The following is a 23519-nucleotide window of genomic DNA, read 5'->3' as shown; positions in this document are numbered from 1 at the left end:
ACGTCAGCTCCCCTGCGTCCCGTAGACCTGGCCCTGCAGCGGGAGCGGCAGCGGCGGCAGCTGGCCGTTCTGCATCGCCTGGATGACCTGCGCGGTGGACGGCAGCGGAACCACGCCGTCGACCACCTTGGCGATGCCGTCGCAGGCGTTGCCGAGCAGCTGCTTGGTCACCGAGGTCTGCTTGAGCAGGCTGCAGACCATCACCAGCGGCGGCTGGGTCAGCTCGTTGAGGTTCGGCCGCGCGTCGAGCGTGCCGGACGAGCCGTTGTAGACGCCGACGATGTTGGACAGCGCGACCGGCGCGACGTCGAGGATCTCGGCGAGCGAGCTGCGCTGGTCCACCAGCACCTTGGTCACGCTGGCCAGCTTGTCCACATTGGACTTCAACCGGCCGCGGTTGCGTTCGATGAAGCCCTGCACCGACTGCAGCGTGGTGCCGAGCTGCTGCACGGTCTGGGCGAGATTGTCCTTCTCCCCGGCGAGGAATCCGCTCACGTCGGCGAGCTGGCTCTCGAACTGGCGCACCTGGCCGTCGCTGTTGGCGAGCGACTGGGAGAACTTGCCGAGGTTCTGCACCGTCTGGAAGAGGTCGTCCTTGTTGCCCGCCAGCGTTCCGGACGCCTGCCCGAGCTTGGTGATCGTGTCGTGCAGCGCCTTGCCGTTGCCGTCGAGGTTGTTCGCGGCGGTGTTCAGCAGGTCCGAAAGCGAGCCGTTCTTGTTGGCCCCGTTCGGTCCGAGCGTCTCGCTGACCTTGGCGAGGCTGGCGGCGAGCTGGTCGACCTCCAGCGGCACCTCGGTGCGGTCGAGGCCGATCGTCGCGCCGTCGGAGATCCGCGGGCCGCCGGTGTAGGCCGGGGCGAGCTGGACGTAGCGGTCGCTGACCAGCGACGGCGACACGATGACCGCCTTCGCGTCGGCGGGCACCGCGACCGAGCGGTCGTATTCGAGGTCGACCCGGACCTGGTTGCCCATCGGCTGGATCTTGGTCACCGTGCCCATGTCCACTCCGAGCATCCGGACGCTGTTGCCCTCGTAAAGGCCGACGGCGCCGGAGAAGTACGCGGTCAGGTGGTTGCGGCCGGCGTCCTTCAACGTCCACCAGAGCGCGCCCGCGACCACGAGCGCGAGGACGATCGCGATCGTGAAGCCGCGGGTGAGCGACTGGCCGAAGCGGGTGTCGGTCATTTGGAGTTGCACCCCTCCGGATTGAGCGGGCCGACCGAGGGAAGCACCAGGCCGCAGATGTAGTTGTCGAACCAGTGCCCGGTGCCGATCGTGTTGTTGAAGACCCGGATGAACGGCGCGAACTTCTGGATCCCCTGCGCCAGCGAGTCCTGGTTGCGCTGCAGCATCGACGTGAGCTGGTCGAGCTGGGTGAGCACCGGGTTCAGCTGGCCGTCGTTGTCGTCGATCAGGCCCTGCAGCTGCGTCGACAGCTGCTTCGAACCGTCGAGCAGCGTCTTGATCGCCTGCTCGCGCTTGCCGATCTCGTCCAGCAGCTGGTTGCCGTCGGTGATCAGCTTCTGCACCTCGGCGTCCCGGTCGACCAGGGTCTGCGACACCTGGCGCGTGTTGGCCAGCAGGTTCGCCAGCTGCGAATCGCGCTTGGCGATCGTGTCCGACAGCTTCGACAGCCCGGACAGCGCGCCCTTCACGTCCTGCGGCGTGTTCGAGAACGTCTGGGTGATCGCCTCGAAGCTCTTCGACAGCTGGTTCGTGTCGATCGCGTCGACCGTCTGCGACAGGCCGCGGAACGCGTCGAGCACGTCGTACGGCGACATCGTCCGGTCGCGCGGGATCGGCGAACCGGGGTCGAGGTTGCCGTTGCCCTGCGGGTCGAGCGCGAGGTACTTCTGGCCGAGCAGCGTCTTGATCTTGATCGCCGCCGTGGTCTTGTCGCCCATCCAGGCGTCCTTGACCTTGAACGACACCTTGACGTTCGGGCCGTCGAGCTTGATGTCGGACACCTTGCCGACCTTCACGCCCGCGATCCGCACGTCGTTGTCCTTCTGCAGCCCGGCCGCTTCGGAGAAGTCTGCGCTGTAGGTGGTGCCGCCGCCGATCACCGGCAGGTCCTCGGAGTTCATGGCGGCGACGAGGCCGAGCGCCATGACCGCGATGCCGACCAGCGCGATCGGGATCGGGTTGCGTTTCTGGAAGGACTTCATGGCTTGCACCTGTCCCGGTTCACCGGCGCGAGCGTGAAGTCCGTCGGCGGCAGCAGCCCTGGCACGCCCACCGTCCCGGTCATCTCGCAGGAGTAGAAGTTGAACCACGAGCCGTAGTCGGCGGTGCGGGTGAGCGCACTGACCTTCTTCGGCATGAACTGGATGAAGTGCTCGACGAGCGGCTCGTTCTGGTTCAGGTTCGTGGTGAGCTTGCCCAGAGCGGCGATGTCGTCCTTCAACGGAGCCCGCGCGTCGGTCAGCAGACCGGCGGTCGTGTTGGCCAGGTTGCCCAGCCCCTCGATCGCGTCGCCGATCGGCTTGCGGTCCGCGGCGAGGCCGGACACCAGCTGCTGCAGCTTCACGATCAGGTCGTTGAGCTGCGGGGTGTGCTGGTTGACCGTGTCGAGGACCGAGTTGAGGTTGTCGATGACCTCGCCGATCACCTGGTCCTTGTTGGCGATCGTGGTGGCCAGCGAAGCGGTGTGCGACAGCAGGCTTTCCACCGTGCCGCCCTCGCCCTGCAGCACCTGGATGACCTCGTACGACAGCTTGTTGACGTCGGCCGGGTTCAGCGCGGTGAACAGCGGCTTGAAGCCGTTGAACAGCTCGGTCAGGTCCAGCGCGGGCGTCGTGCGCTCGAGCGGGATGGTGTCGCCCGGCTTGAGCGTCGCGCCGCTGGTGTCGTCGCCCTCGCCGAGGGAGACGTAGCGCTGGCCGACCAGGTTGCGGAACTTGATCTGCGCGGTCACGCCTGCCGGGAGCTTGCGCCCGGAGTCGACCTCGAAGTCCACCTGCGCCTGGCGCTTGTCGACGATCTTCACGTCCTTGACCTGGCCGACGCGGACGCCGGCGATGCGCACGTCGTCGTTCGGCAGCAGGAGCGTGGCGTCGGTGAACCGCGCGGAGTAGGCGCTCGTGCTGGTGGTGTTGATGTTCGCGATGCTGATGCCGAGCACTGTCGTGAACAGCACCGTGACGACCACGAAGATCGTCAGCTTGATCAGCGGTGCGGCGAGTCCCCTCACTTGACCGTCACCTCCGTGCCCCGGTAGAGCGGGCCGACGAGCAGCGAGCCCCAGCCCGGGAACTGGTTTTGCGAAATCCCCATCTCCGGGCTGACCAGCGCGGCGAGGAAGTTGTTCTCGGCCGCGGTGTTGACCGGGTTGCCGCCCGAGGTGCCGCCGCCGTTGGCCCCGGCCGCGTCCGCCTTGAAGTTGGCCGGGTTGAGGCCCTCGCCCACGGTCTTCGGAGCCGCGCCCTGTTTGGTGCCGTCCTTGAACGGGCCGTCCGGCGGTTGCTGCGGGAACGGGTCCGGCGCGGGGTTGAGGTCGTAGCAGCGCGGACCGCGCTTGTCCTCGAACCGCGGTTCCTCGCCCGGCTTGTACGGCCCGCGGTTGACGACGACCTCGATGGTCGCGTTCAGGCCGGGCTTGCCGTTGTACTTGCCCAGCGCCGCGTCCGCGACCGGCACGACCTTCGCCATCTGCTTCAGCACGCACGGGTATTCCGGCGAGTACTTGGCGAGCAGCTCAGCGGTCGGGCGCGCGGTGCTGGCGAGGCTGATCAGGTTCTGCGAGTTCGCCTCGAGGAACGACTGCAGGTCCTGCGACGCGGTGGTGAGGTTGCCGTAGAGGCTCGACAGGTTCGCCTGCTCGGCGACCACGGTGCGCGTGGTCGTGCTCAGGTTGTCCAGGCTCTGCACCAGATCCGGCGTCGCGTTGCTCAGGTGTCCGGAGAACTCCGCGAGCGCCTGGAGGTTGTGCTGCAGCTCCGGCTCGTGCGGGTTCAGCTCGCCGATGTACTGGCCGAGCTGCGAAAGCGTTTCGCCGAGCGGCTTGCCGCGGCCCTGCAGCGCGGTCGAGATCGCGGTGAGCGTGCTGGACAGCTTCTGCGGCTGCACCGCCTGCAGCACCGGCATCAGGTGTTCGAGCGCCTGGTCCAGTTCGACCGCGCCGGAAGTGCGGTCCTGGGTGATCACGTCGCCCTGGGAAAGCGTCCTGCTCGACGGGTCCTGCGGAATCTGCAGCGACACATAGCGTTCGCCGAACAACGTCTTGGGAAGGAATCGCGCGGACACGTTCTCCGGAATCAGCTTCACCGACTCCGGATCCATCGCCAGCGTCAGTTCCGCGCCGTTCTCGGTGGCCTTGATGTCCTGCACCGAACCGACGATCAAACCGCGGACCTTCACGTCCGACTGCTTGAGCAGCTGGTTGCCGATGTGGCCCGCGTCGAGCTTCACGGTGACGAACTTGCTGAACGCCTTGTCGTACATCGCGATGCTGAGCGCGATCCCGCCGACGAGCACCGCCACCAGCAGCAGGCCGAGCAACCTGCGCCGTAGTGTGGTCATCCCGCAATCCTCACCGTGACGTCGGTTCCCCAAATCGCGAAACCGATGAAGAAGTTCACGACCGAAACCGTGACGATGGAAAGCCGCACCGCGCGGCCGACGGCCACGCCCACCCCGGCGGGCCCGCCGCTGGCCCGGTACCCGAAGTAGCAGTGCGAAAGAATGATCAAAACGCTGAAGATCAGCACCTTGATGAACGAATAGAGCACGTCTTGCGGTGGTAGGAACAGGTCGAAGTAATGGTCGTAGGTACCCGCGGATTGTCCGTAGATATAGATAACGACCAGCCGCGAGGCGAGGTACGAGCTCAGCAGGCCGATCACGTACAGCGGGATCACGGCCACGAACCCGGCGATGATCCGCGTGGTCACCAGGTACGGGAGGCTCGGCACGCCCATCACCTCGAGCGCGTCGATCTCCTCGGAGATCCGCATCGCGCCGAGCTGCGCGGTGAAGCCCGCGCCGACCGTCGCCGACAGCGCCAGCCCGGCGACCAGCGGCGCGATCTCGCGGGTGTTGAAGAACGCGGTGAGGAAGCCGGTGAAGGCCGAGGTGCCGATCGAGTTCAGCGCCGAGTAGCCCTGGAGGCCGACGAGAACACCGGTGAACAGCGTCAGGCCGACCATCACGCCGACCGTGCCGCCGATGACCGCGAGCGAGCCGGAACCGAAGCTCACCTCGGCCAGCAGCCGCAGCACTTCCTTGGTGTAGCGGCGCAGCGTGCGCGGCGTCCACAGCAGAGCCCTGCCGTAGAACGACATCTGGTCGCCGAGCGTGTCCAGGGTCTCCAGCGGGCGGTTGGCGATCCGCTTCGCCCCCGAGAGGAACGTCATGATCAGTCCAGCTTTCCGGGCACGAGCTGCAGGTAGATCAGCGTGATCACGAAGTTCACGACGAAGAGCAGCAGGAACGTGATGACCACCGACTGGTTCACCGCGTCGCCGACGCCCTTCGGGCCGCCGCTCGGGTGCAGGCCGCGGTAAGCCGCCACGACCGCCGCGATGAAGCCGAAGATCAGCGCCTTGATCTCGCCGACCCAGAGGTCGGGCAGCTGCGCGAGCGCGGAGAAGCTGGACAGGTACGCACCAGGGGTGCCGCCCTGGAGCACGACGTTGAAGAAGTAGCCGCCGAGCACGCCGATGACGCTGACCATGCCGTTGAGCAGGAGCGCGACGAGCATCATGGCGAGCGTGCGGGGCACGATCAGGCGCTGGACCGCGGAGACGCCCAGCACCTCCATCGCGTCGATCTCCTCGCGGATGGTCCGCGCGCCGATGTCCGCACAGACCGCGCTGCCGCCCGCGCCGGCCACCAGCAGCGCGGTGACCAGCGGACTGGCCTGCTGCACGGTCGCCAGCACCGAACCGGCACCGGTGTAGGACTGCGCGCCGAGCTGGCGGGCGAGCGCGCCGAACTGCAGCGAGATGACCGCGCCGAACGGGATCGCGACGAGCGCGGTCGGCAGGATCGTCACGCTCGCGACGAACCAGGCCTGCTGGATGAACTCGCGGAACTGGAACGGGCGCTGGAAGATGCCGCGGATGATGTCGAGGCCGAGCGCGAACAGGTTCCCGGTCTCCCGCAGCATTCCGTAGCCGGGGATCTTGGCCGTGCTGGTGGTCACGCGCCACCCTGCCCGTGCCGGGGCGACCGGCGGTCCGCGGCGCCGGGGATGCGCGCGACCTGGTCGGCGGGGAGCTGTCCCTGGTGCTGGTTGGGCACCGGACCCGGCGAGCTGACCGGAGGCAGCTGCTGGGTGTCCTCGGGACCTGGCTGGTGGTGGAAGGCGCCGGGGTTGGGCCGCACGTTGTAGTGCCGCTGCTGCTCGGGCGTCAGGGATTCGATGATCCCCTCCTGCGCGCTCGGCGGGAGCGTGTGCAGGATCCGCATGACGCGGTCCATCCGCCGCTTCGCCCCGGCCCGCTCCGGCACGCCCGGGCTGACCTGCATCTGCGGCACGACGCCGCGCACGTCCTCGTTGAGCACGTCGCCGTGGCCCGCCTCGGCCTCGGCCTGCTCGCGGGCCATCTGGGCGCTGTCCTTCTCCTCGGACATGCCGATCGGGCCGAGCTTGCGGCCGTTGAGGAACTGCTCGACCACCGGTTCGTCGCTGGTCAGCAGCACCTCGCGCGGGCCGAACATGACGAGTTCCTTGCGGAACAGCATGCCGAGGTTGTCCGGCACCGTGCGGGCGAGGTTGATGTTGTGCGACACGATCAGGAACGTCGCGTCGATCTGGGCGTTGACGTCCAGGAAGAGCTGCGAGATGTAGGTCGTGCGGACCGGGTCGAGACCGGAGTCCGGCTCGTCGACCAGGATGATCTCCGGGTCCAGCACGAGGGCGCGGGCGAGGCCGGCGCGCTTGCGCATACCGCCGGAGATCTCGCCGGGGAGCTTCTTGTCCGCGCCGGCCAGACCGGTGATCTCGAGCTTCTCGAGCACGATGCGGCGGATCTCGGTCTCGGACTTCTTCGTGTGCTCCCGCAGCGGGAAGGCCACGTTGTCGAAGAGGTTCATCGAGCCGAACAGCGCGCCGTCCTGGAACAGGACGCCGAAGAGCTTCCGGATCTCGTACAGCTTGTGCTCGGAGCAGGTGACGATGTCGACGCCGTTGATGACGCATCGTCCGCGGTCCGGCTTGAGCAGGCCGATCATCGACTTCAGGAACACGGACTTGCCGGTTCCGGACGGGCCGAGCATCGCCGAGACCTCGCCGGGAGGCAGGGTCAGCGTCACGTCCCGCCAGATGGTCTGCTTTCCGAAGGACTTCGTCAGACCTTCGATGACCACCTCGGCACCCATCGCACCTCCAGGAGCTGTTCCGCGTCGTCGCGCACCGCCGCCCCGTCACCGCTGGCAGCGGCGGAGCTCGCGCGGCGAACTCCGCTTCAACCAGGTGCAACGAGCTGAGCGCGAACAGGTTACTCACCAGTTTTGTTCTCTGGCCAGCCCCCGTGCACACCTCACGCGACGGGGATCCAGTACGGCGACCGCTGGCAGCACGGTAGTGCACGTCACGTTCGGGCGCAGATCCAGATGGCCGACTTCCGCTCACCCTGACGGGTTAACCGGCGGGAAACGCGGCAAACAGGGGGTGACCCGGGGTCGCCGGACGCACGGTTTGTTCGCCTGAACGAGGGTGTCGCGGGCCCGGCTCGGCGACTGTGCGTCTTTTTTGTCCGGACAGCGAAAGGGGCGGGCACCCGTGTCGGGTGTCCGCCCCTTTCGAGGTGGTGCAACAGGCGCTTGCGCGCCCGGGATCACTTGATGGAGATCTTGGCGCCAGCGGCCTCGAGCTTCTCCTTGGCGGCCTCGGCGGCCTCCTTGTCGACCTTCTCCAGGAGCGCCTTCGGAGCGGCCTCGACCAGCTCCTTGGCCTCCTTCAGGCCCAGACCGGAGACGACCTCGCGGACGACCTTGATGACCTGGATCTTCTTGTCGCCGGCCGAGTCGAGGATGACGTCGAACTCGTCCTGCTCCGCAGCGGCCTCGGCGGGCGCGGCGCCCGGGGCGGCGGCGACGACGGCGGCCGGGGCGGCGGCGGTGACGTCGAAGACCTCTTCGAATTCCTTCACGAACTCGGACAGCTCAAGAAGGGTCAGCTCCTTGAAGGCGTCGATCAGCTCGGCGGTGCTCAGCTTCGCCATGATGGCTTCCTCTCAGAAAAACGAACGAGACGTTCGGGGGGTGGGGTGGTTCAGCTCTCGGCGGGTGCTTCGGCTGCTTCGGTACCGGTGGCGTTGCGCTGCTTCTCCTCCAGCGCGGCAGCCAGGCGGGCAACCTGGGACGCGGGCGCCTGGAACAGCGCCGCGGCCTGGGAAAGCTTCGCCTTGAACGCGCCCGCCGCCTTGGAGAGCAGCACCTCGCGGCTGTCGAGATCGGCGATCTTGGTGATCTCGTCCACGGACAGCGACTTGCCGTCCATGTAGCCGCCCTTGATGACAAGCGCGTTGTTTTCCTTCGCGAAGTCGCGAAGCGCCTTCGCGGCGTCGACTGCTTCGCCGTGCACAAAAGCGATCGCGGTCGGGCCGACGAACAGGTCCTCGATCCCCTCGAGGCCGGCGTCCTCAGCGGCACGCTTGACGAGGGTGTTCTTCGCGACCCGGTACTTGGCACTGGTGCCGAGAGCGCGGCGCAGCTGGGACAGCTGAGTCACGGAGAGGCCGGTGTACTCGGTAACGACGGTGGCCGAGCTGCTGCGGAAACTCTCCGCGATCTCGGCGACGGCCGCCACCTTGTCGGGCTTCGCCATGGTCGCCTCCTCTCTTGGCTAGTGTCACCACTGGCTTCGGCGGAGGCGCCCCCGAACGAAAAAACGCCCACGCGCAGTCAGACGCGGGGCGTTGCCCAGCCGTGAAGACTGGGGTGAAAGCCTCGTTCCTCCTGCGCGGGCCGTCGCCGTTGCGGGCGAACCTTCGCTCCCCGGGAATCCGGAGAGAACCAGCGGTCTTTGGTAGAACCGTTGACCAGCATACGGGAGGGTTGTTTGCCGTTCGCGGGCACCCCCTTGCTGAGCTGCGAGAACCGGGGCAGTCTCGGGAAATCGCGCCGGAGCGGGCATCATTGGTGACGTGGCGGAACAGCGTGATCACGGAAAGCCGGAAGAAACCCCCTCTCCCGGCTCGACGCCGAACCTGCCCCAACCGGCAGCGCCGAATCTCCCGCAGCCGAACGCATCAGCGGAGCCCCAGCTGGATCCGGAACAGCTGCGCCAGTTCCAGGAATTCCAGCGGTTCCAGGAGTACCTGCGGTTCACCCAGTCCCAGCAGGGCACCGAACCGGCCCCCGACGCGGGTCTGGTCCCGGCCGGAAACCGCCAGCCGCAACCGCTGGCCGGTGGCCAGCCGCCTGCGCCGCCGAACCATCCGGGCGCGCTGACCGCGTACGAAGAACCGCCGAAGAACCGCCGCCCGGTCCCGCGCTGGGTGAAGCGGCTCGGCGGGAAGATCCTGGGCTGGGTGATCGCCCTGGTCATCCTCGGGATCCTGGTCAACTGGGGATACCACCAGATCTTCCCCAGCGACGACGGCAAAACCTCGGCCCAGATCGCCGCCGAGGGCGGCGGGACCTACCACACGAACCAGATCCTCACGACGGCCTCGCCCTATGAATCAGTGCGCCGCGTCTACGACGGGATCGCTCAGCACGGCCCCGGGCCGAAGAGCATGGTCGACCACGTTTGCGGCCTTTTCGACCAGGCAACGCAACAGAAGTTCGCGACCGATCTCGGTTTCACGGACTGCGCCGCCGCGGTGCAGGGCCTGCACGACCGGCTTGACCGGGCACCCGGTTCAGTCGACGCCTACGCCGAGTCGATCTCGAAGCGCTCCGGATGGCCGCCGGGCGAGGACGTGGTGATCAAGTCGTGCGACTTCGCGATCACCGGCGGCCCGGCTCTCGGAGACTTCACCGTCAAGCAGGTCGAAAAAGGACAGTGGCTGATCGTCGGGCATAAACGCGGACCCGAGAAGTGCACGCCGCCGACGGCGACCTCCACCCCGGGCTGACCGTCAGGCAGGCGAGCTGATCGGCAACCGGGTCTCCCCCGTGTCCGAGTACGCGAAGAAGTCCACCAACGACGCCGCGAAAGCCGGGTGCGCCACCGCTTCCATGTGGTTCCCCGGCACCCGCACCAACCGCGCGCCCGCGATTCCCGCGGCGAGGCGTTCCGGCTGGGTCGCCAGTTCGTCCGACTCCCCGGCCAGGATCAGCGTCGCCGCCGACAGGTTCGTGAGTCGCATCGGGCCGTGCGGGGTCGCGTGCATGACCGCGGCCAGTGCTTCGACGTCCGCGCCCGCGCGGCGGGCCAGGCGGCGGAACGGGCGGGCCGCCGGCGGCACCTGCGACCGGTCCTCGGCCAGCAGTCCGTCCGCGATCTGGCTGCGGTTGATGACCCGGGCGTCCACCCCGCCGAAGTCCACGATTCCCGCGCCGACGCCGCCGACCGCGAGGCAGCGGACTCTCCGGTCACTCGTAGCCACCAGCAGCGAGACGATCGCGCCCATCGAATAGCCCGCCAGGCACACCTCGTCCAGGCCGAGTTCGTCGAACAGCGCGGTCAGGTCCGCGGCCATGATGTCCTCGCCGTAGGCCGCCGGGTCGTGCGGTTTCTCCGACTCGCCGTGTCCGCGCGCGTCCAGCGCGATCACCGTGAACCCGGCCTTGACCAGTGCGTCCACGACTCCGGGGTTGACCCAGTTCACCTGGGAATCGGCGGCGAAACCGTGGTGCAGCACGACGGGCCGCCGGTGCCGTCCGTCGCCCTCCCAGACCGTGTAGCTCAGCTGGAGCCCGTCGGGGGCGAGGAACGTCGTTGGCATACGTCCATGAGACACGAAAAAAGGGTGGTCACGCACGAAGCGTGACCACCCTTTCGCGTGATGTGCGACTCAGACCGCGGCTTCCTCGGAGAGGAGGTTGCGGGTCCGCGCCGGGTCGACCGGGATGCCCGGGCCCATCGTCGTGGTGAAGGTGATCTTCTTGACGTAGCGGCCCTTCGCCGACGACGGCTTGGCGCGCAGGATCTCGTCCAGCGCGGCCGCGTAGTTCTCCACCAGCTTCTCGGTGTCGAACGACGCCTTGCCGATCACCAGGTGCAGGTTCGCCTGCTTGTCGACGCGGAAGTTGATCTTGCCGCCCTTGATGTCCTTCACGGCCTTCTCGACCGCGGGGGTCACCGTGCCGGTCTTCGGGTTCGGCATGAGGCCGCGCGGGCCGAGGATGCGGGCGATGCGGCCCACCTTGGCCATCTGGTCCGGCGTCGCGATCGCGGCGTCGAAGTCGAGCCAGCCACCCTGGATGCGCTCGATCAGTTCGTCGGTGCCGACCGCGTCCGCGCCGGCGGCTTCGGCCTCAGCGGCCTTGTCGCCGACGGCGAAAACGATGACGCGGGCGGTCTTACCGGTGCCGTGCGGCAGGTTCACGGTGCCGCGGACCATCTGGTCGGCCTTGCGCGGGTCGACCCCGAGACGCATCGCGACCTCGACGGTCGCGTCCATCTTCGTCTTGGAGGTCTCCTTCGCCAGCTTCACGGCCTCGAGCGGCGCGTACAGGCGCGCCTTGTCGATCAGCTCCGCGGCCTGGCGGTAGGCCTTGCTGTGCTTGGTCATGCTTCTGTCCTTAGTAAGTCAGTGGATCAGTGTGGTGACGAGCCAGCACCTGGCTCTCCCACTGGTTTTGCTTCAGCGAGGCCGAAGCAATTACTCGACCGTGATGCCCATCGAGCGGGCGGTGCCGGCGATGATCTTCGCGGCCTGGTCGATGTCGTGCGCGTTGAGGTCGGTCTCCTTGGTCTTCGCGATCTCGCGGACCTGGTCCCAGGTGACCTTGGCGACCTTGGTCTTGTGCGGCTCGCCGGAGCCCTTCTCCACGCCCGCGGCCTTGAGCAGCAGCTTGGCGGCCGGCGGCGTCTTCAGCTTGAAGTCGAACGACCGGTCTTCGTACACGGAGATCTCGACCGGGACGACGTCCCCGCGCTGCGACTCGGTCGCGGCGTTGTAGGCCTTGCAGAACTCCATGATGTTGACGCCGTGCTGACCCAGCGCCGGGCCGACCGGCGGCGCGGGGTTGGCCGCACCCGCCTTGATCTGCAGCTTGATGATCGCCGCAAGCTTCTTCTTCTTGGGTGGCATTACCTTGTGTCCTTCTTAACTGACGTGAGTCCCCCGCACACCTGCCAGTACGCGGGGACTGCCGACCGGGATGGCCCGGCCGTCAGATCTTGGAGACCTGGCTGAACGAGAGCTCGACCGGGGTCTCCCGGCCGAAGATCGACACCAGGACCTTCAGCTTCTGCCCGTCGACGTTGACCTCGGAGATCGTGGCGGGCAGCGTGGCGAACGGGCCGTCCATGACGGTGACCGACTCGCCGACCTCGAAGTCGACCTCGACGGCGGGCGCACCGGACGGCGCGGCCGCGGCCGATTCGCCGCCCTTGGCAGCCTTGGCCGGGGCTTCCTTCTCGACCTGCGGGGCGAGGAACTTCAGCACCTCGTCCACGGTCAGCGGCGACGGCCGCGAGGTGGCTCCGACGAACCCGGTGACGCCCGGGGTGTTGCGGACCGCGCTCCACGACTGGTCGTTGAGGTCCATCCGGACCAGGATGTAGCCGGGCAGCACCTTGCGCTGCACCTGCTTGCGCTGGCCGTTCTTGATCTCGGTGACCTCTTCGGTCGGGACCTCGATCTGGAAGATGTAGTCCTCGACGTCCAGGGTCTGGGTACGCGTCTCGAGGTTGGTCTTGACCTTGTTCTCGTAACCGGCGTACGAGTGCACGACGTACCACTCGCCCGGCGCGGCCTTGAGCTCGGCGCGCAGCGCGGCGACCGGGTCGTCCGCCTCGGGGGCGGGCTCGGTCACGTCGGCTTCGGCGGCGTCGTCCGCTTCCTCAGCGCTCTCGTCGGCGGCGACCTCGTCCTCGGCGACGGGCACCTCGACGGCGTCGGCGGACTCCTCGTCGCCGGGTGCCGTCTGCACCTGCTCGTCGGAAAGCTCGGTCAGGTCGCGACCGGCTTCGGTGCCGTTGTCGGAGGTCACGTTCCGTCCTCTCAGTTGATCGCTTGCCGGGCCGGACCGGGGCCCGGCCAGCGCGGTGGCGCGCCCGTTGCGGGCGTCAGCCGAAGACCAGCCCGACCAGCTCCTTGAAGCCGAGATCGAGGCCGCTCACGAGGGCCACCATGAACACCACGAACACCAGCACGACCGCGGTGTAGGTGACCATCTGCTTGCGGTTGGGCCAGATGACCTTGCGGAGCTCGGCCCAGACCTCGCGGATGAACCGCGTGAACCGGGCGAACACCGAGGCCTTCTTGGCCTTCCGGTCCCGTTTGGGGGTGGGCACGCCCTTGGCGTCGGCGGGCTTCGCGACCTTGTCGCCCGCCTTGCCGGACGGACGGGTCGAGCCCGGCCGTGCCTCGGACTTGCCTGCCGGCCGAGCGGAAGCGCGGCGTTCGCGCCGAGCCGCGGCGGACACCGGGCGGGATTCGACTCCGGGCTGCTTGCCCGAATCGTCCTGCTCGTGCTCGCCGCTGGCGTCGCTGTCGCTCACGACCACTCCTCCGCTCCACCAGTTCCCGTACGCAGGGGTGACAGGACTTGAACCTGCAACCTGCGGTTTTGGAGACCGCTGCTCTGCCAATTGAGCTACACCCCTGTGGAGCCCGGTCACCCTGGCTCCGGAGGACGCATTCCATCGTCCCCACCATCCGGCGGGGATGACCGTAGTGCGTTCCGAGTTCCGAAGTCTACGGCAAGCCGTATGAAGCCTCGCAACCCAGCCCCCTCGACCGCGCCGCGACGGTCTCGCGGCACCCCGGAGACGGCCGTTCCGGACCCTTCGGACAGCACCCCGGAATCCTCGGCGAAGATCACCTGATCGTGCGAATATGAGCGCGTGCCCGTTATCCGATTAATCGCAAAGCCGCTGACGAGCGTTGTCCCGCCCGGCTTCGCGACCGCTCCGGATCGCTGGCACGGCAACCGAAATCGCTTCCACGCCCGCGAAATTCCCCGTCAGGAAGCCAAGACCGGCGCACTGGAAGATGATCTTCGTTGACCCGCAAGCGAAACTCTGATCAAGGAGCAGCGGTGACCTCATTCCGGCTTGGCCTCGCTTTGCCGCAGTACGGCAAGCTCGCCGATCCCTCCGCCATCGCCGGCTTCGCCACCGAAGCCGAGCGGATGGGCTTCGCTTCGCTGTGGGTCGGCGACCGGGTCCTGACCCCGGTCGCCCCGAAGACCTATTACCCGTCCGGTACACCCGAACAGCCGTACCCGCCGGAGTTCGTCCGCTTCGTCGATCCGCTGCTGGCGCTCACCATCGCGGCGAATTCGACCGAGACCGCGCGGCTGGGGTCGAGCACCCTCAACGGCCCGCTCTACTCCCCGGTGCTGCTGGCGCGTTCGCTGACTTCGCTGGACCTGCTGTCCGGCGGCAGGCTCGACGTCGGCCTCGGGCTCAGCTGGCTGCGCGACGAGTACATCGCCGCCGGCGTGCCGTGGGAGCACCGCGGCGCGCGGCTGGCCGAACTGGTCCAGGTGCTGCGGACGCTCTGGACCGCGGATCCGGCCGGGCACCAGAGCGAACGCTGGGACATCCCGGACTCGCTGATCGGCCTGCGTCCGCTGCAGCAGCCCGGTCCGCCGGTGCTGCTGGGCGGGGCGTCGGACGCGGCACTGCGCCGCGTCGGCCGGATCGCCGACGGCTGGCTGCCCGCCGGGCTCCCGATCCCGATGCTGCGGCAGAAGTGGGACGTGGTCGTCGAATCCGCGGAGAAGGCCGGAAGGGATCCGGAGTCGCTGCGCCGGGTGCTGCGGATCAACCCGACGCCGGGGTCGAAGACGGCGTCCGTCGAGGACGTCGCGGCTCAGCTGAAGGCCGCCGAAGCGGACGGCATCACCGAGGCACTGGTCGATCTGCACTATGTGGCCGAAACCGTCCCGCACGCGCTGGAACTGGCGGGCGAACTGCACGCCCTGTCTTTGCGTGATCACCCGTAAGCGGGTCGTCGGCGAGGAGCGGGACCGGTAAAACGGTCGGGTGGGGGCAAACAAAAGCGGTGGATGCGGGTTGCTCGTCCTCGTGGTCGTGGGGGCGCTGCTGGCCGTCGGCTACTACAAGTCGAAGCACGACTCGTCGACCGCACCGCCGTCCGGCGCGGACACCGGCGGCGGCAGCGGCCGGTACGTCGCGCTCGGCGACTCGTACACGTCGGCGCCGCGGACCGGGAAGCAGGCGGGCTCGCCGGCCGGATGCGCGCGGTCGGACAACAACTATCCGCACCTGGTGTCGGCGAAGCTGAAGCCGGCGAAGTTCGTGGACGTCAGCTGCAGCGGCGCGACGACCGAGGACTTGACCGACACCCAGTCGACCCGCAACGGTTCGAACCCGCCGCAGTTCGACTCGGTCACCGCGGACACGACGCTCGTCACCCTGGGCATCGGCGGCAACGATGTGGGATTCATCTCACTGGCCCAGACCTGTGTGACCTCCCACCAGAGCGCCTCGCCGTGCAAGGACCGGCTCACCGCGGGCGGCAAGGACGAACTGGCCGACCGGATCAGCGCGACCGCGAAGAAGGTCGGCACCGCGCTCGACCAGATCCACAAGAAGGCCCCGAAGGCGCGAGTGGTGGTCGTCGGCTACCCGACGGTCCTCCCGGACGGCGACGGCTGCTGGCCGGTGCTGCCGCTGGGTTCCGGCGACGTGGCGTACCTGCGGGACGCGCTCGGCAAGCTCAACGACGCCCTGTCCGACCAGGCCAAGTCGCACGACGCCGGGTTCGCCGACACCGCCGCGCCGAGCAAGGGGCACGACGTGTGCGCGAATTCGGACGTCAAGTGGGTCGAAGGGGTGATCCCGACGTCCTCGGCCGCAGCCCTGCACCCGAACGCACGGGGCGAGGCGGGGATGGCTGACGTGGTGGAGTCGGTGCTCGGGGTGCACTGAGAGCGCCCCAATGTGGCATTCGGTGCGTCCCGCGCACCCAATGTGGCGTTCGGTGCGTGCCGCGCACCCAATGTGGCTTTCGATGCGTCAGATGCACCCAACGCCACATTGGGGCGATCAGGCCGAGCTGCGGGCTCGTCAGGGGCGAGCGAGAGCTGCGGTTTGCGGCGGGTTCCCGGTAGCGCTCGCCGGGCCGCGGCGGAGCACCGGCTGGCGAGGCTGGCCGCGTGGCTTCGCTTCCCCGAAAGGCCGTGAAGGGCTCCTTGAGGGAATCTGGTTCCCTCAAGGAGCCCTTCACGGACCGCAGCAGCGCGCCGGACCTATGGCGGCAGGACCGGCCACGGAGGAACCGCTGGGCAAAGCCGGGTTGCTCAGGGGCGGACGAGAGCCTGCGGTTTGCCCAGCACGGTCTTGCCCTCGAACTTCACCGTCAGGTCGATCCGGGCCAGTCCCTCGTCGGTCAGGGCGCCGACCTTGGCGGTCACCTCGACCAGTGCGCCCTCGTCGTTGTCCGGCACCACGACCGGGCGGGTGAAGCGCGTGCTGAAGTCCACGAGGCGGGCCGGGTCGCCGAGCCAGTCGGTGACGATGCGGCCGGACAGGGCCATCGTGAGCATGCCGTGCGCGATCACGTCCGGGAGGCCGACCTTGGTCGCGAAGTTCTCGTTCCAGTGGATCGGGTTGAAATCGAGCGAGGCCCCGGCGTAGCGGACCAGCTGCGCGCGGGTGATGCGGACCTCCAGCGGAGGCAGTTCGTCGCCGACGTTCACGCTTCCGCCCCCCGAACCACGAGCTGCGCCCGCGTCGTGCACACGAGTTTGCCGTCCGCGTCGGTGATTTCCGCGCGGAGGTTGATGAAGTCGTTGCCCGCCCGCGCCATGATCGACTCGATCGAGGCCGAGATTTCGAGCTCGTCGCCCGCGTGGACCGGGCGTTCGTAGCGGAAGCCCTGGTCGCCGTGGACCATCCGGGAGTAGTCGAGTCCGAGCGCGGGGTCGGTCACGATGCCGTTGATCTTCGGCAGGTTCAGGATGGTGAGGAAGGTGGGCGGCGCGAGCACGTCCGGGTGGCCGGCCGCGCGGGCCGCCTCCGGGTCCCGGTACACCGGGTTCGGGTCGTCGATCGCGTCGGCGAACTCGCGGATCTTCTCCCGGCTCACGAAGTACTTGCTGTCCGACGGGTACTCCCGCCCGGTGAACGACTGGTCCAAAGGCACGCGAAGAAGGCTAACCGAACCCGGCGGCCGTCCCGCGCGGGTGCCTAAACCCGTCGGTAACAGCGAAAAGCCGCCCCGGCGAGTGCCGGGACGGCTTTTGCGAAGCTGGTAAAAGACCGCCTGCGTCAGCGGGTCTCTTTGTGAGTCCGGTGCGTACCGCAGTTCGGGCAGAACTTCTTCATCTCCAGGCGATCCGGGTTGTTGCGCCGGTTCTTCTTGGTGATGTAGTTGCGGTGCTTGCACTCCTCGCACGCCAGCGTGATCTTGGGTCGCACGTCGGTGGCAGCCACAGCGTTTCCTTCTCTCTCAGATCCGGGGGCCAGCCCCGTCGTTACCGCGTAGCGGTGGCCGGACTTGAACCGGCGACACAGCGATTATGAGCCGCTTGCTCTGCCAACTGAGCTACACCGCCCTACGTGACACCCACCCCACCAGAACCCGCCAACCGAGCTTAACCCCGGCCGGGGGTCCAGGGGGGCGAAGCCCCTCCTGGCGGGGGTCTGGGGGTTCGACCCCCAGATGGACGCCGCGAAGCGAGCCACGTCTGCGTTTTCCGCAGACATAGCTCGCCTACTCGCGAGCCCCTTTACGGAATCGAACCGTAGACCTTCTCCTTACCATGGAGACGCTCTGCCGACTGAGCTAAAGGGGCCTGCCTCTCGCGAGGACTTGGAAAGATTAGCAAGGGGGTTCACCCGGCTGTGCAACCGGGGTCGGTTAACCGCAAAACCTCAGGTCAGCAGGGTCAGCACGGTCTCCGAGTGCCGTCCCGGCGAGCGTGCCGTGCGGGCCTGCAGCCACGCCTCGAGGCGGTCCTCCGGCAGCGGCCGCGAGATCAGATAGCCCTGGGCGACGTCACATCCCATCGCCTCGAGCTGATCGCGCGCCACGTCCTCCTCGACGCCTTCCGCCACGACCGTCAGGCCCAGCGAGTGCCCGAGCTCGACAATCGACCGCACCACCGCGAGGTCGCCGAGATCCGTGCCCATGCCGAGCACGAAGCTCTTGTCGATCTTGACCTGGTCCACCGGCAGCTGGCGCAGGTACGCGAGCGACGAGTAGCCGGTGCCGAAGTCGTCCACCGCCAGCACGATGCCCAGCGAATGCAGCTCGCGCAGGATCGGCAGCGCCTTCTGCGGGTCGGACATCACGCCGGACTCGGTCAGCTCGAACGTCAGCAGTTCCGGCGGCACGTCGAAGCGTTCCAGTTCGCGCTGGACCTTCGCCGGGAAGTCGTCGTCGGACAGGTTCCGCACCGACAGGTTCACCGCCGCGGAGATCCGCAGGCCCTCGTCGAGCCACTTGCGCACTCGCTTCAGCGATTGCTCCAGCACGAACGACGTCAGCACGCCGATCAGGCCGGCCGCCTCGATCGCGGGCACGAACTCGTCCGGGCCGAGCCTGCCGAACTCCGGGTGCACCCAGCGCACGAGCGCCTCGACGCCTTGCACCTGCCGGTTCGGCAGCGTCACCTTCGGCTGGTAATGCACGGAGACGTGGCCGTCTTCGAGCGACTGCCGGAACTGCGTGACCATCTGGAACCGGCGCAGGAAGATCTGTCCCATGCTCGGCACGTAGCCGCGTACTTCCTCGCCGCCGCGAGTGGCGCGGACGGCGACATCGGCGCGCTGCAGCAAGCCGTCGACGTCGACTTCGCCGGCGTCGTCCACTGAGCTGGCGTAGCCGATCATCGCGTTGGCCTCGACCGAAAGCCGGTCCACCGGGTACGGCTCGGACAGCTGCACGCGAAGCCGTTCCGCGGCGCGGTGTGCGTCTTCGATCGTGCAGTCCACGAGCAGTGCGGCGAAGGACGCGCCTTCGAGCCGGGCGAGCGGGACGTCCGGGCCGAGGGCACCGCGGATGCGAGTGCCCGCGGCGACGACCATCCGGTCCGCCCACGAGTAGCCAAGCGCGTCGCTGACCGTGGAGAAGACGTCGAGGTCGATCCGCAGCACCACGACCTCCGCCGATTCGCGCAGCGGATCCCGCGAGACCTGCTGGAATCCCGGCCGGTTCAGGTGCCCGGTGAGCGGGTCGTGGTAGGCGTCGTGGCGGAGCGTGGCGAGCAGCCGCCGGTTGTCGAGCGACGTCGCGAGGTGGCTGGCCATCGTGCCGAGCAACTGGACGTCGTACTTGCCGAAACCGCGCCAGCGCGAGAGCCGGTCGTGCGCTTCGACGACGCCGAGCAGCCGGTTCGCGCTGCGCAGCGGCACCACGAGCGCTTCCTGCGCACTGCGTTCCAGCAGCGCCGCGCGGACGTCCGGGTTGGCCTCGGTGATCCGGAAGTGCCGCACGTGCGCGCCGGGCAGGCGCAGCAGCGGGTCGTCGCTGGCCGGGTCCGAAGCCGGGAGTTCGTTGCCCGCGACCACGACGCGCATCGGGTCTTCGGGCTCGAGCCGCAGCCGGAGCACGACGCGTCCGGCGGCGAGCTGGTCCTTGATCCGCTCGGCGATCGTGGCCCATTCGCGCACGTCGACGCCGCCCACCAGTTCCTCGCCACGGCTCGCCGGACGGGCGGCGGCCTGCTGTCCGGACCGCGCGACCATCAGGCTGACGTCGGACAGCGCTTCCATGTCCCGCTGTTCGCGAAGCAGATCGGAGTAAGCCCAGTACAGCGCGGTCAGGCCGAGGAACACCGCCAGCACCAGCGGCCAGGCCTGCGGGGTGCTCGCGATGACGAGGTAGCCGGTGAGGCCGACCGAAGCGTTGACGAAGCCGACCACGAGGATGCGGCCGGTCAGCCGGATCGCGGTGCTCACGCGCATCCGGCGGCGCAGCACGCGCACGGCGGCCAGCGCGAGCAGCGTGCTGACCAGCGGCGCGGTGAGCGTTCCGGCGAGCGCGGCGACCCACGGCATGGTCGGCCCGCCGCCCATGGCCAGGTGCACGAGCCCGGCGACGGCGAACGCGCCGGTGATTTCGAGCAGGAACGCGCCCGCGTTGTAGAGGACGCGGCCGGCGACCTTGCGGGCCAGCAGCGTGCCGATGCCCGCCACGAGATGCGCGGCGAGCACCACTTCGAACGGGGCGACGAAGAAACCGATTACCAGCGGAATCTCGGTGAACGAGATGGTCCACGAAATGCCGCTGCGGACGTCGACGTTGATGCCGAGCTGTTCGGCGAGCAGGAACGCGACCGCGAGCACCGGGCCGATCCACCAGAGCTTCGCCGAACCGTGGAACGGCAGCCAGGCGCCGACGGCGAAGGCCGCGAGCAGGCCGAGACCCAGCACGAAGAAGGTGTAAACGCGGAAGCGGCTCTCGTCCGTGCGGCCTTCGGCCGGTGCGGAGCCAGCACCTCCCGAGCCCATCGCCTCCGGCGCGGTACCGGGATGGGCGTTGCTGTCCGGCATCCGACCTTCCTTCCCGGCTGCCCGGTCGCGCTCGTCCGTGACGTCAGGTGTGGGCGAGGGCGCCACCTTACCCCGTAGGGCGTACCGGCGTCCCTTTCGAGACAGTAGGAGATCACCCCAGGGTTAACAATGGGCGTTCTTCTCTGACCTGCGTGGACCAAGGAGTGAAACTCCCGGTTCGCCCCGGAACCCCCGGGCCGGGGAGTGTTCTGGGGGTCTTTTCCGGCCCGGTCGGCGGACAATGGCGGCATGCACAACGACGTGACAGCCACCGGGCATGCGGCGCGCATCGCCACGGTGGACGCGCTGCTTCCCGCGCCACTCCCCTTCGAGGTCGGAGGGGATTCCGTCCTGCTTTCCGCCGAGGTCGGCGACACCACCGCGGCCGGTCTGACCACCTGCACCGGGCTCGGCCCGGACAGCCCGCGGTCGATGTGGCGGGCGCTCGTCGAGCACCGGCTGGAGGTCCAGCTCGCCGGTCCCGATCCGGCCGCCGGACTCGACGCGTTGCTCACTCGATGGGATGAACACCTGCGGTCCCTCGCCCGAGTGGGGGATACGGAGTGCGCCGCGGTGCTCTCCCGGCCCAGCCGCGACACCGCCGGGGCCACCGAACTCCTCCGGCACGGCTTCGCCCCGGTCGGCGTGCTGGCGGTGCGCCCGGCGCAGCGGATGGCCGCCGGACCCGACGCGACGCCGGGCGTCTGCATCCGGCACGCGACGCCGGACGACCTCTCCACCGCGGTCGCGCTGCAGCTCGAACTGCAGCGGTACGACGCGCAGTTCGGCCGGATCACGCTCCGTCCCGGCGTCGAGGAGCTGATCGCCAAGGAACTGCTGCACCACCTCGAACGGCCTGAACCGCAGGTCTGGATCGCGGAGCTGTACGGCCAGCCGCTCGGCATGGTCGTGCTGCAGATGCCCGACGAGACCGGCTGGATCCGGCACCGGGTGGCCGCTTCCCGCGTGGGTTACCTGTCGTCGCTGGCGGTTTCCGAGGCCGCTCGGTCCTCCGGTGTCGGCACCGCGCTGGCCGCGCACGCGCACCAGGTCTTCGACGAGGCGGGCGCGGATGTCGTGCTGCTGCACCACGCCGTGGCGAACCCGCGGTCGACGCCGTTCTGGTACGCGCAGGGCTACCGGCCGCTGTGGACCGGCTGGCAACGCCGGCCCGCCGTGCGTTCTCGCTAGTCTGGCGCGGTACGGCCTGTTCGAGGGGAGTCCCAGTGACCGAAAAGCCCGACGCTGCACCGAAAGCGCCGGAAGGCGTCGATGTCGAGAAACCTTCGGCCGCGCGGGTCTACGACTGGTACCTGGGCGGCAAGCAGAACTGGGCGGTGGACCGGGAATTCGGCCGCAAGGTCGAGAAGATGTGGTCGCTCGCCCGGCCCGGCGCGAAGCAGAACCGCGAGTTCATGAACCGCGTGGTGCGCGCCGCGCTGGACGCGGGCATCCGGCAGTTCCTCGACCTCGGCTCCGGCGTGCCGACCGCGGGCAACGTGCACGAGGTGGTCGAGGCCGCGCTGGGCGACGACGACGAGGCCACTGTGGTCTACGTCGACTACGAGCCGGTGGCCGTGGCGCACGCGACGCTGATCCTCGAGGACGAGGCGGCCACCGACTGGGCCGGCATCGTGCAGGCGGACATGCGCGATCCCCGGGCGGTGCTGAACCACCCGCGCACCCGCGAGCTGATCGACTTCGACAAGCCGGTGTGCGTGATGCTGATGGCGGTGCTGCACTTCGTCGGCCCGGACGACGATCCGGACGCCGTCGTGCGCGCCTACCGGGACAAGCTCGTGTCCGGCAGCTGGCTGGCGATCTCGCAGATGAGCGAGGGCGACGGCAGCGGTCCCGCGCTGGAGGGGCTGCGCTGGTTCGTGGAGCAGTACCGCAAGACGAGCAACCCGATGTGGCTGCGCGACCGCGAAGAGATCGAGCCGTTCTTCGGCGGCTGGCCGCTGCTGGAGCCGGGGATCACGCATCTGCCGGACTGGCGGCCGGAGCGCGAGCTGAACGCGGTCGAGGCGGAGGCCCGCCCGTTCGCCTGGTGCGCGGTGGCGCGCAAGCCATGACCGCGCCGGACGCACCGCGGGGCGTGGACGTCGACAAACCGTCCGCCGCCCGGATCTACGACTGGTACCTCGGCGGCACCCAGAACTGGGCGGTCGACCGGGAATTCGGCCGCCGCGTCGAGAAAGTGTGGCCGCTGATCCGGCCGATGTCGCGGGAGAACCGGGCGTTCATGAACCGGGTCGTGCGAGCCGCGCTCGACGCGGGGATCCGGCAGTTCGTGGACCTCGGCTCGGGCGTGCCGACTGCGCGCAACGTGCACGAGATCGTCCGCGACCGGCTGCCGGCGAGGGTCGTGTACGTCGACTACGAACCGGTCGCGGCGGCGCATTCGCGGGTGATCCTCGAGGGCGAGGACGCGACCGACTGGGCCGGGATCGTCGAACGCGACATCCGCGATCCGGAAGCGATCTTCGCCGACGAGATCACCGAGGAGCTGATCGACTGGTCTCAGCCGGTCTGCCTGCTGATGATCACCGTGCTGCACTTCCTCGGCCCCGGCGACCACCCGGAAGAGCTGGTCGCCGCCTATCGCGACCAGCTCGCGCCCGGGTCGTGGCTGGCCGTCACGCACGGCACCTGCCGGGACGACGCGCCGCCGGAACGGGCCGCCGAGGTCCGCGCGTTCGTCGACGCCTATCGGGACACGTCGAACCCGGCGTACCTGCGCTCGGACGAGGAGATCCTGCCGTTCTTCGGCGGCTGGCCGCTGCTGGAGCCGGGGATGAGCGCGCTGCCGGACTGGCGGCCGGACGAGCCGGTGTCGGAGTTCGCCGCGGAGGTCCGGCCGTTCGCGTGGGGCGCCGTCGCGGTCAAGCCCTGACTTCTCTCCCAGCGAACACTCCCGGGGAAACAAACCCGCCCTTCGGAGAGTTGAGCACTGCAGACTCAACTTATTCGAGGAGTGCAC

At 68.6% G+C, this 23519-nt stretch carries 24 protein-coding genes and 3 tRNA genes; 6 read left to right on the top strand and 21 right to left on the bottom strand.

Annotated features, from left to right (window positions below):
• Positions 1 to 3: 3 nt before the first annotated feature.
• The 9 genes from EIZ44_RS33385 to rplJ form a co-directional block, all read right to left on the bottom strand.
• A complete protein-coding gene (locus tag EIZ44_RS33385; protein ID WP_037816291.1) occupies positions 4 to 1185 on the bottom strand; it encodes an MCE family protein in 1182 nt (393 codons plus the stop codon).
• A complete protein-coding gene (locus EIZ44_RS33380) occupies positions 1182 to 2168 on the bottom strand; it encodes an MCE family protein (protein WP_134733102.1) in 987 nt (328 codons plus the stop codon). Before EIZ44_RS33380 ends, EIZ44_RS33385 begins: the two co-directional genes overlap by 4 nt.
• Entirely contained in the window at positions 2165 to 3193 is a 1029-nt protein-coding gene (locus EIZ44_RS33375; protein ID WP_037816293.1) for an MCE family protein, read from the bottom strand. Before EIZ44_RS33375 ends, EIZ44_RS33380 begins: the two co-directional genes overlap by 4 nt.
• The gene (locus EIZ44_RS33370; protein ID WP_037816294.1) at positions 3190 to 4521 is read right to left on the bottom strand and encodes an MCE family protein; all 1332 of its coding nucleotides are present in this window, start codon (positions 4519 to 4521) and stop codon (positions 3190 to 3192) included. Before EIZ44_RS33370 ends, EIZ44_RS33375 begins: the two co-directional genes overlap by 4 nt.
• Positions 4518 to 5354 (bottom strand): MlaE family ABC transporter permease, encoded by an 837-nt coding sequence (locus EIZ44_RS33365; RefSeq protein ID WP_037360186.1) that lies wholly within the window; start codon positions 5352 to 5354, stop codon positions 4518 to 4520. Before EIZ44_RS33365 ends, EIZ44_RS33370 begins: the two co-directional genes overlap by 4 nt.
• Before the next feature lie 2 nt (positions 5355 to 5356).
• The gene (locus EIZ44_RS33360) at positions 5357 to 6109 is read right to left on the bottom strand and encodes an MlaE family ABC transporter permease (RefSeq protein ID WP_051165981.1); all 753 of its coding nucleotides are present in this window, start codon (positions 6107 to 6109) and stop codon (positions 5357 to 5359) included.
• Positions 6110 to 6141: 32 nt separating this feature from the next.
• Entirely contained in the window at positions 6142 to 7323 is a 1182-nt protein-coding gene (locus EIZ44_RS33355; RefSeq protein ID WP_037816295.1) for an ABC transporter ATP-binding protein, read from the bottom strand.
• A gap of 458 nt (positions 7324 to 7781) precedes the next feature.
• The gene (gene rplL, locus EIZ44_RS33350; protein WP_037816296.1) at positions 7782 to 8168 is read right to left on the bottom strand and encodes a 50S ribosomal protein L7/L12; all 387 of its coding nucleotides are present in this window, start codon (positions 8166 to 8168) and stop codon (positions 7782 to 7784) included.
• Positions 8169 to 8218: 50 nt separating this feature from the next.
• Entirely contained in the window at positions 8219 to 8773 is a 555-nt protein-coding gene (gene rplJ / locus EIZ44_RS33345) for a 50S ribosomal protein L10 (protein WP_037816297.1), read from the bottom strand.
• Positions 8774 to 9092: 319 nt separating this feature from the next.
• Between rplJ and EIZ44_RS33340 the strand changes: the two genes are divergently transcribed.
• Positions 9093 to 10028, top strand: a complete 936-nt coding sequence (locus EIZ44_RS33340; RefSeq protein ID WP_134733100.1) for a hypothetical protein — start codon at positions 9093 to 9095, stop codon at positions 10026 to 10028.
• A gap of 3 nt (positions 10029 to 10031) precedes the next feature.
• Here the strand turns inward: EIZ44_RS33340 and EIZ44_RS33335 are convergent, their stop codons facing one another.
• The 6 genes from EIZ44_RS33335 to EIZ44_RS33310 form a co-directional block, all read right to left on the bottom strand.
• Positions 10032 to 10841 (bottom strand): alpha/beta fold hydrolase, encoded by an 810-nt coding sequence (locus EIZ44_RS33335; RefSeq protein ID WP_037816301.1) that lies wholly within the window; start codon positions 10839 to 10841, stop codon positions 10032 to 10034.
• Between the two features lie 69 nt (positions 10842 to 10910).
• Positions 10911 to 11630: a 50S ribosomal protein L1 gene (gene rplA / locus EIZ44_RS33330; RefSeq protein WP_037816302.1), complete on the bottom strand. Its 720-nt coding sequence runs from the start codon at positions 11628 to 11630 to the stop codon at positions 10911 to 10913.
• 90 nt (positions 11631 to 11720) lie between these two features.
• Positions 11721 to 12152 (bottom strand): 50S ribosomal protein L11, encoded by a 432-nt coding sequence (gene rplK / locus EIZ44_RS33325; protein WP_037360170.1) that lies wholly within the window; start codon positions 12150 to 12152, stop codon positions 11721 to 11723.
• An 82-nt stretch (positions 12153 to 12234) separates the two neighbouring features.
• Positions 12235 to 13056: a transcription termination/antitermination protein NusG gene (nusG, locus tag EIZ44_RS33320; protein ID WP_037816303.1), complete on the bottom strand. Its 822-nt coding sequence runs from the start codon at positions 13054 to 13056 to the stop codon at positions 12235 to 12237.
• Between the two features lie 76 nt (positions 13057 to 13132).
• Positions 13133 to 13567, bottom strand: a complete 435-nt coding sequence (secE, locus tag EIZ44_RS33315; RefSeq protein WP_107051120.1) for a preprotein translocase subunit SecE — start codon at positions 13565 to 13567, stop codon at positions 13133 to 13135.
• Between the two features lie 32 nt (positions 13568 to 13599).
• Positions 13600 to 13672: transfer RNA gene (locus EIZ44_RS33310), tRNA-Trp, on the bottom strand.
• A 434-nt stretch (positions 13673 to 14106) separates the two neighbouring features.
• On the opposite strand from EIZ44_RS33310, the gene EIZ44_RS33305 reads away from it, so the two are divergent.
• Positions 14107 to 15018 (top strand): TIGR03619 family F420-dependent LLM class oxidoreductase, encoded by a 912-nt coding sequence (locus EIZ44_RS33305; protein ID WP_167754351.1) that lies wholly within the window; start codon positions 14107 to 14109, stop codon positions 15016 to 15018.
• Between the two features lie 40 nt (positions 15019 to 15058).
• Positions 15059 to 15967 (top strand): SGNH/GDSL hydrolase family protein, encoded by a 909-nt coding sequence (locus EIZ44_RS33300; RefSeq protein ID WP_134733096.1) that lies wholly within the window; start codon positions 15059 to 15061, stop codon positions 15965 to 15967.
• A 371-nt stretch (positions 15968 to 16338) separates the two neighbouring features.
• On the opposite strand, the gene EIZ44_RS33290 is transcribed toward EIZ44_RS33300, so the two are convergent.
• From EIZ44_RS33290 to EIZ44_RS33265, 6 genes are all read right to left on the bottom strand, one after another.
• Positions 16339 to 16737: a MaoC family dehydratase gene (locus tag EIZ44_RS33290; protein WP_167754350.1), complete on the bottom strand. Its 399-nt coding sequence runs from the start codon at positions 16735 to 16737 to the stop codon at positions 16339 to 16341.
• Positions 16734 to 17183 (bottom strand): MaoC family dehydratase N-terminal domain-containing protein, encoded by a 450-nt coding sequence (locus EIZ44_RS33285; RefSeq protein WP_167754349.1) that lies wholly within the window; start codon positions 17181 to 17183, stop codon positions 16734 to 16736. The genes EIZ44_RS33290 and EIZ44_RS33285 overlap by 4 nt, the downstream gene beginning before the upstream one ends.
• A gap of 125 nt (positions 17184 to 17308) precedes the next feature.
• On the bottom strand, positions 17309 to 17473 hold the full coding sequence (rpmG, locus tag EIZ44_RS33280; RefSeq protein ID WP_005152047.1) for a 50S ribosomal protein L33: 165 nt from the start codon (positions 17471 to 17473) through the stop codon (positions 17309 to 17311).
• Between the two features lie 49 nt (positions 17474 to 17522).
• A tRNA-Met gene (locus EIZ44_RS33275) sits at positions 17523 to 17595 on the bottom strand.
• Positions 17596 to 17762: 167 nt separating this feature from the next.
• Positions 17763 to 17835: transfer RNA gene (locus tag EIZ44_RS33270), tRNA-Thr, on the bottom strand.
• A gap of 79 nt (positions 17836 to 17914) precedes the next feature.
• Positions 17915 to 20536 carry a putative bifunctional diguanylate cyclase/phosphodiesterase gene (locus tag EIZ44_RS33265; RefSeq protein WP_037816310.1) on the bottom strand — a complete coding sequence of 874 codons (2622 nt, stop codon included), beginning with the start codon at positions 20534 to 20536 and terminating at the stop codon, positions 17915 to 17917.
• A gap of 249 nt (positions 20537 to 20785) precedes the next feature.
• On the opposite strand from EIZ44_RS33265, the gene EIZ44_RS33260 reads away from it, so the two are divergent.
• The 3 genes from EIZ44_RS33260 to EIZ44_RS33250 are packed head-to-tail and all read left to right on the top strand — an operon-like array spanning position 20786 to position 23432.
• Positions 20786 to 21727, top strand: coding sequence for a GNAT family N-acetyltransferase (locus EIZ44_RS33260; RefSeq protein ID WP_037816311.1), 942 nt, complete (start codon positions 20786 to 20788; stop codon positions 21725 to 21727).
• Between the two features lie 35 nt (positions 21728 to 21762).
• On the top strand, positions 21763 to 22611 hold the full coding sequence (locus tag EIZ44_RS33255; RefSeq protein ID WP_037816312.1) for an SAM-dependent methyltransferase: 849 nt from the start codon (positions 21763 to 21765) through the stop codon (positions 22609 to 22611).
• The gene (locus tag EIZ44_RS33250) at positions 22608 to 23432 is read left to right on the top strand and encodes an SAM-dependent methyltransferase (RefSeq protein ID WP_134733092.1); all 825 of its coding nucleotides are present in this window, start codon (positions 22608 to 22610) and stop codon (positions 23430 to 23432) included. The genes EIZ44_RS33255 and EIZ44_RS33250 overlap by 4 nt, the downstream gene beginning before the upstream one ends.
• The last annotated feature ends 87 nt before the right edge of the window (positions 23433 to 23519 follow it).

It is taken from the genome of Amycolatopsis nivea, assembly GCF_004522235.1.
Taxonomy (GTDB): Bacteria; Actinomycetota; Actinomycetes; order Mycobacteriales; family Pseudonocardiaceae; genus Amycolatopsis; species Amycolatopsis nivea.
The sequence above is the reverse complement of the archived record's forward strand: the minus strand, read 5'-3'. Positions and strand labels throughout refer to the sequence as shown.

Excerpts from the sequence above, each read along its gene's own strand:
- rplK (WP_037360170.1), bottom strand. The coding sequence starts at position 12,152 with ATGCCACCCAAGAAGAAGAAGCTTGCGGCGATCATCAAGCTGCAGATC.
- EIZ44_RS33380 (WP_134733102.1), bottom strand. The coding sequence starts at position 2,168 with ATGAAGTCCTTCCAGAAACGCAACCCGATCCCGATCGCGCTGGTCGGC.
- rplL (WP_037816296.1), bottom strand. The coding sequence starts at position 8,168 with ATGGCGAAGCTGAGCACCGCCGAGCTGATCGACGCCTTCAAGGAGCTG.
- EIZ44_RS33250 (WP_134733092.1), top strand. The coding sequence starts at position 22,608 with ATGACCGCGCCGGACGCACCGCGGGGCGTGGACGTCGACAAACCGTCC.
- EIZ44_RS33265 (WP_037816310.1), bottom strand. The coding sequence starts at position 20,536 with ATGCCGGACAGCAACGCCCATCCCGGTACCGCGCCGGAGGCGATGGGC.
- EIZ44_RS33360 (WP_051165981.1), bottom strand. The coding sequence starts at position 6,109 with ATGCTGCGGGAGACCGGGAACCTGTTCGCGCTCGGCCTCGACATCATC.
- EIZ44_RS33355 (WP_037816295.1), bottom strand. The coding sequence starts at position 7,323 with ATGGGTGCCGAGGTGGTCATCGAAGGTCTGACGAAGTCCTTCGGAAAG.
- EIZ44_RS33335 (WP_037816301.1), bottom strand. The coding sequence starts at position 10,841 with ATGCCAACGACGTTCCTCGCCCCCGACGGGCTCCAGCTGAGCTACACG.
- EIZ44_RS33370 (WP_037816294.1), bottom strand. The coding sequence starts at position 4,521 with ATGACCACACTACGGCGCAGGTTGCTCGGCCTGCTGCTGGTGGCGGTG.
- EIZ44_RS33385 (WP_037816291.1), bottom strand. The coding sequence starts at position 1,185 with ATGACCGACACCCGCTTCGGCCAGTCGCTCACCCGCGGCTTCACGATC.
- EIZ44_RS33260 (WP_037816311.1), top strand. The coding sequence starts at position 20,786 with ATGCACAACGACGTGACAGCCACCGGGCATGCGGCGCGCATCGCCACG.
- EIZ44_RS33365 (WP_037360186.1), bottom strand. The coding sequence starts at position 5,354 with ATGACGTTCCTCTCGGGGGCGAAGCGGATCGCCAACCGCCCGCTGGAG.
- rplA (WP_037816302.1), bottom strand. The coding sequence starts at position 11,630 with ATGACCAAGCACAGCAAGGCCTACCGCCAGGCCGCGGAGCTGATCGAC.
- rplJ (WP_037816297.1), bottom strand. The coding sequence starts at position 8,773 with ATGGCGAAGCCCGACAAGGTGGCGGCCGTCGCCGAGATCGCGGAGAGT.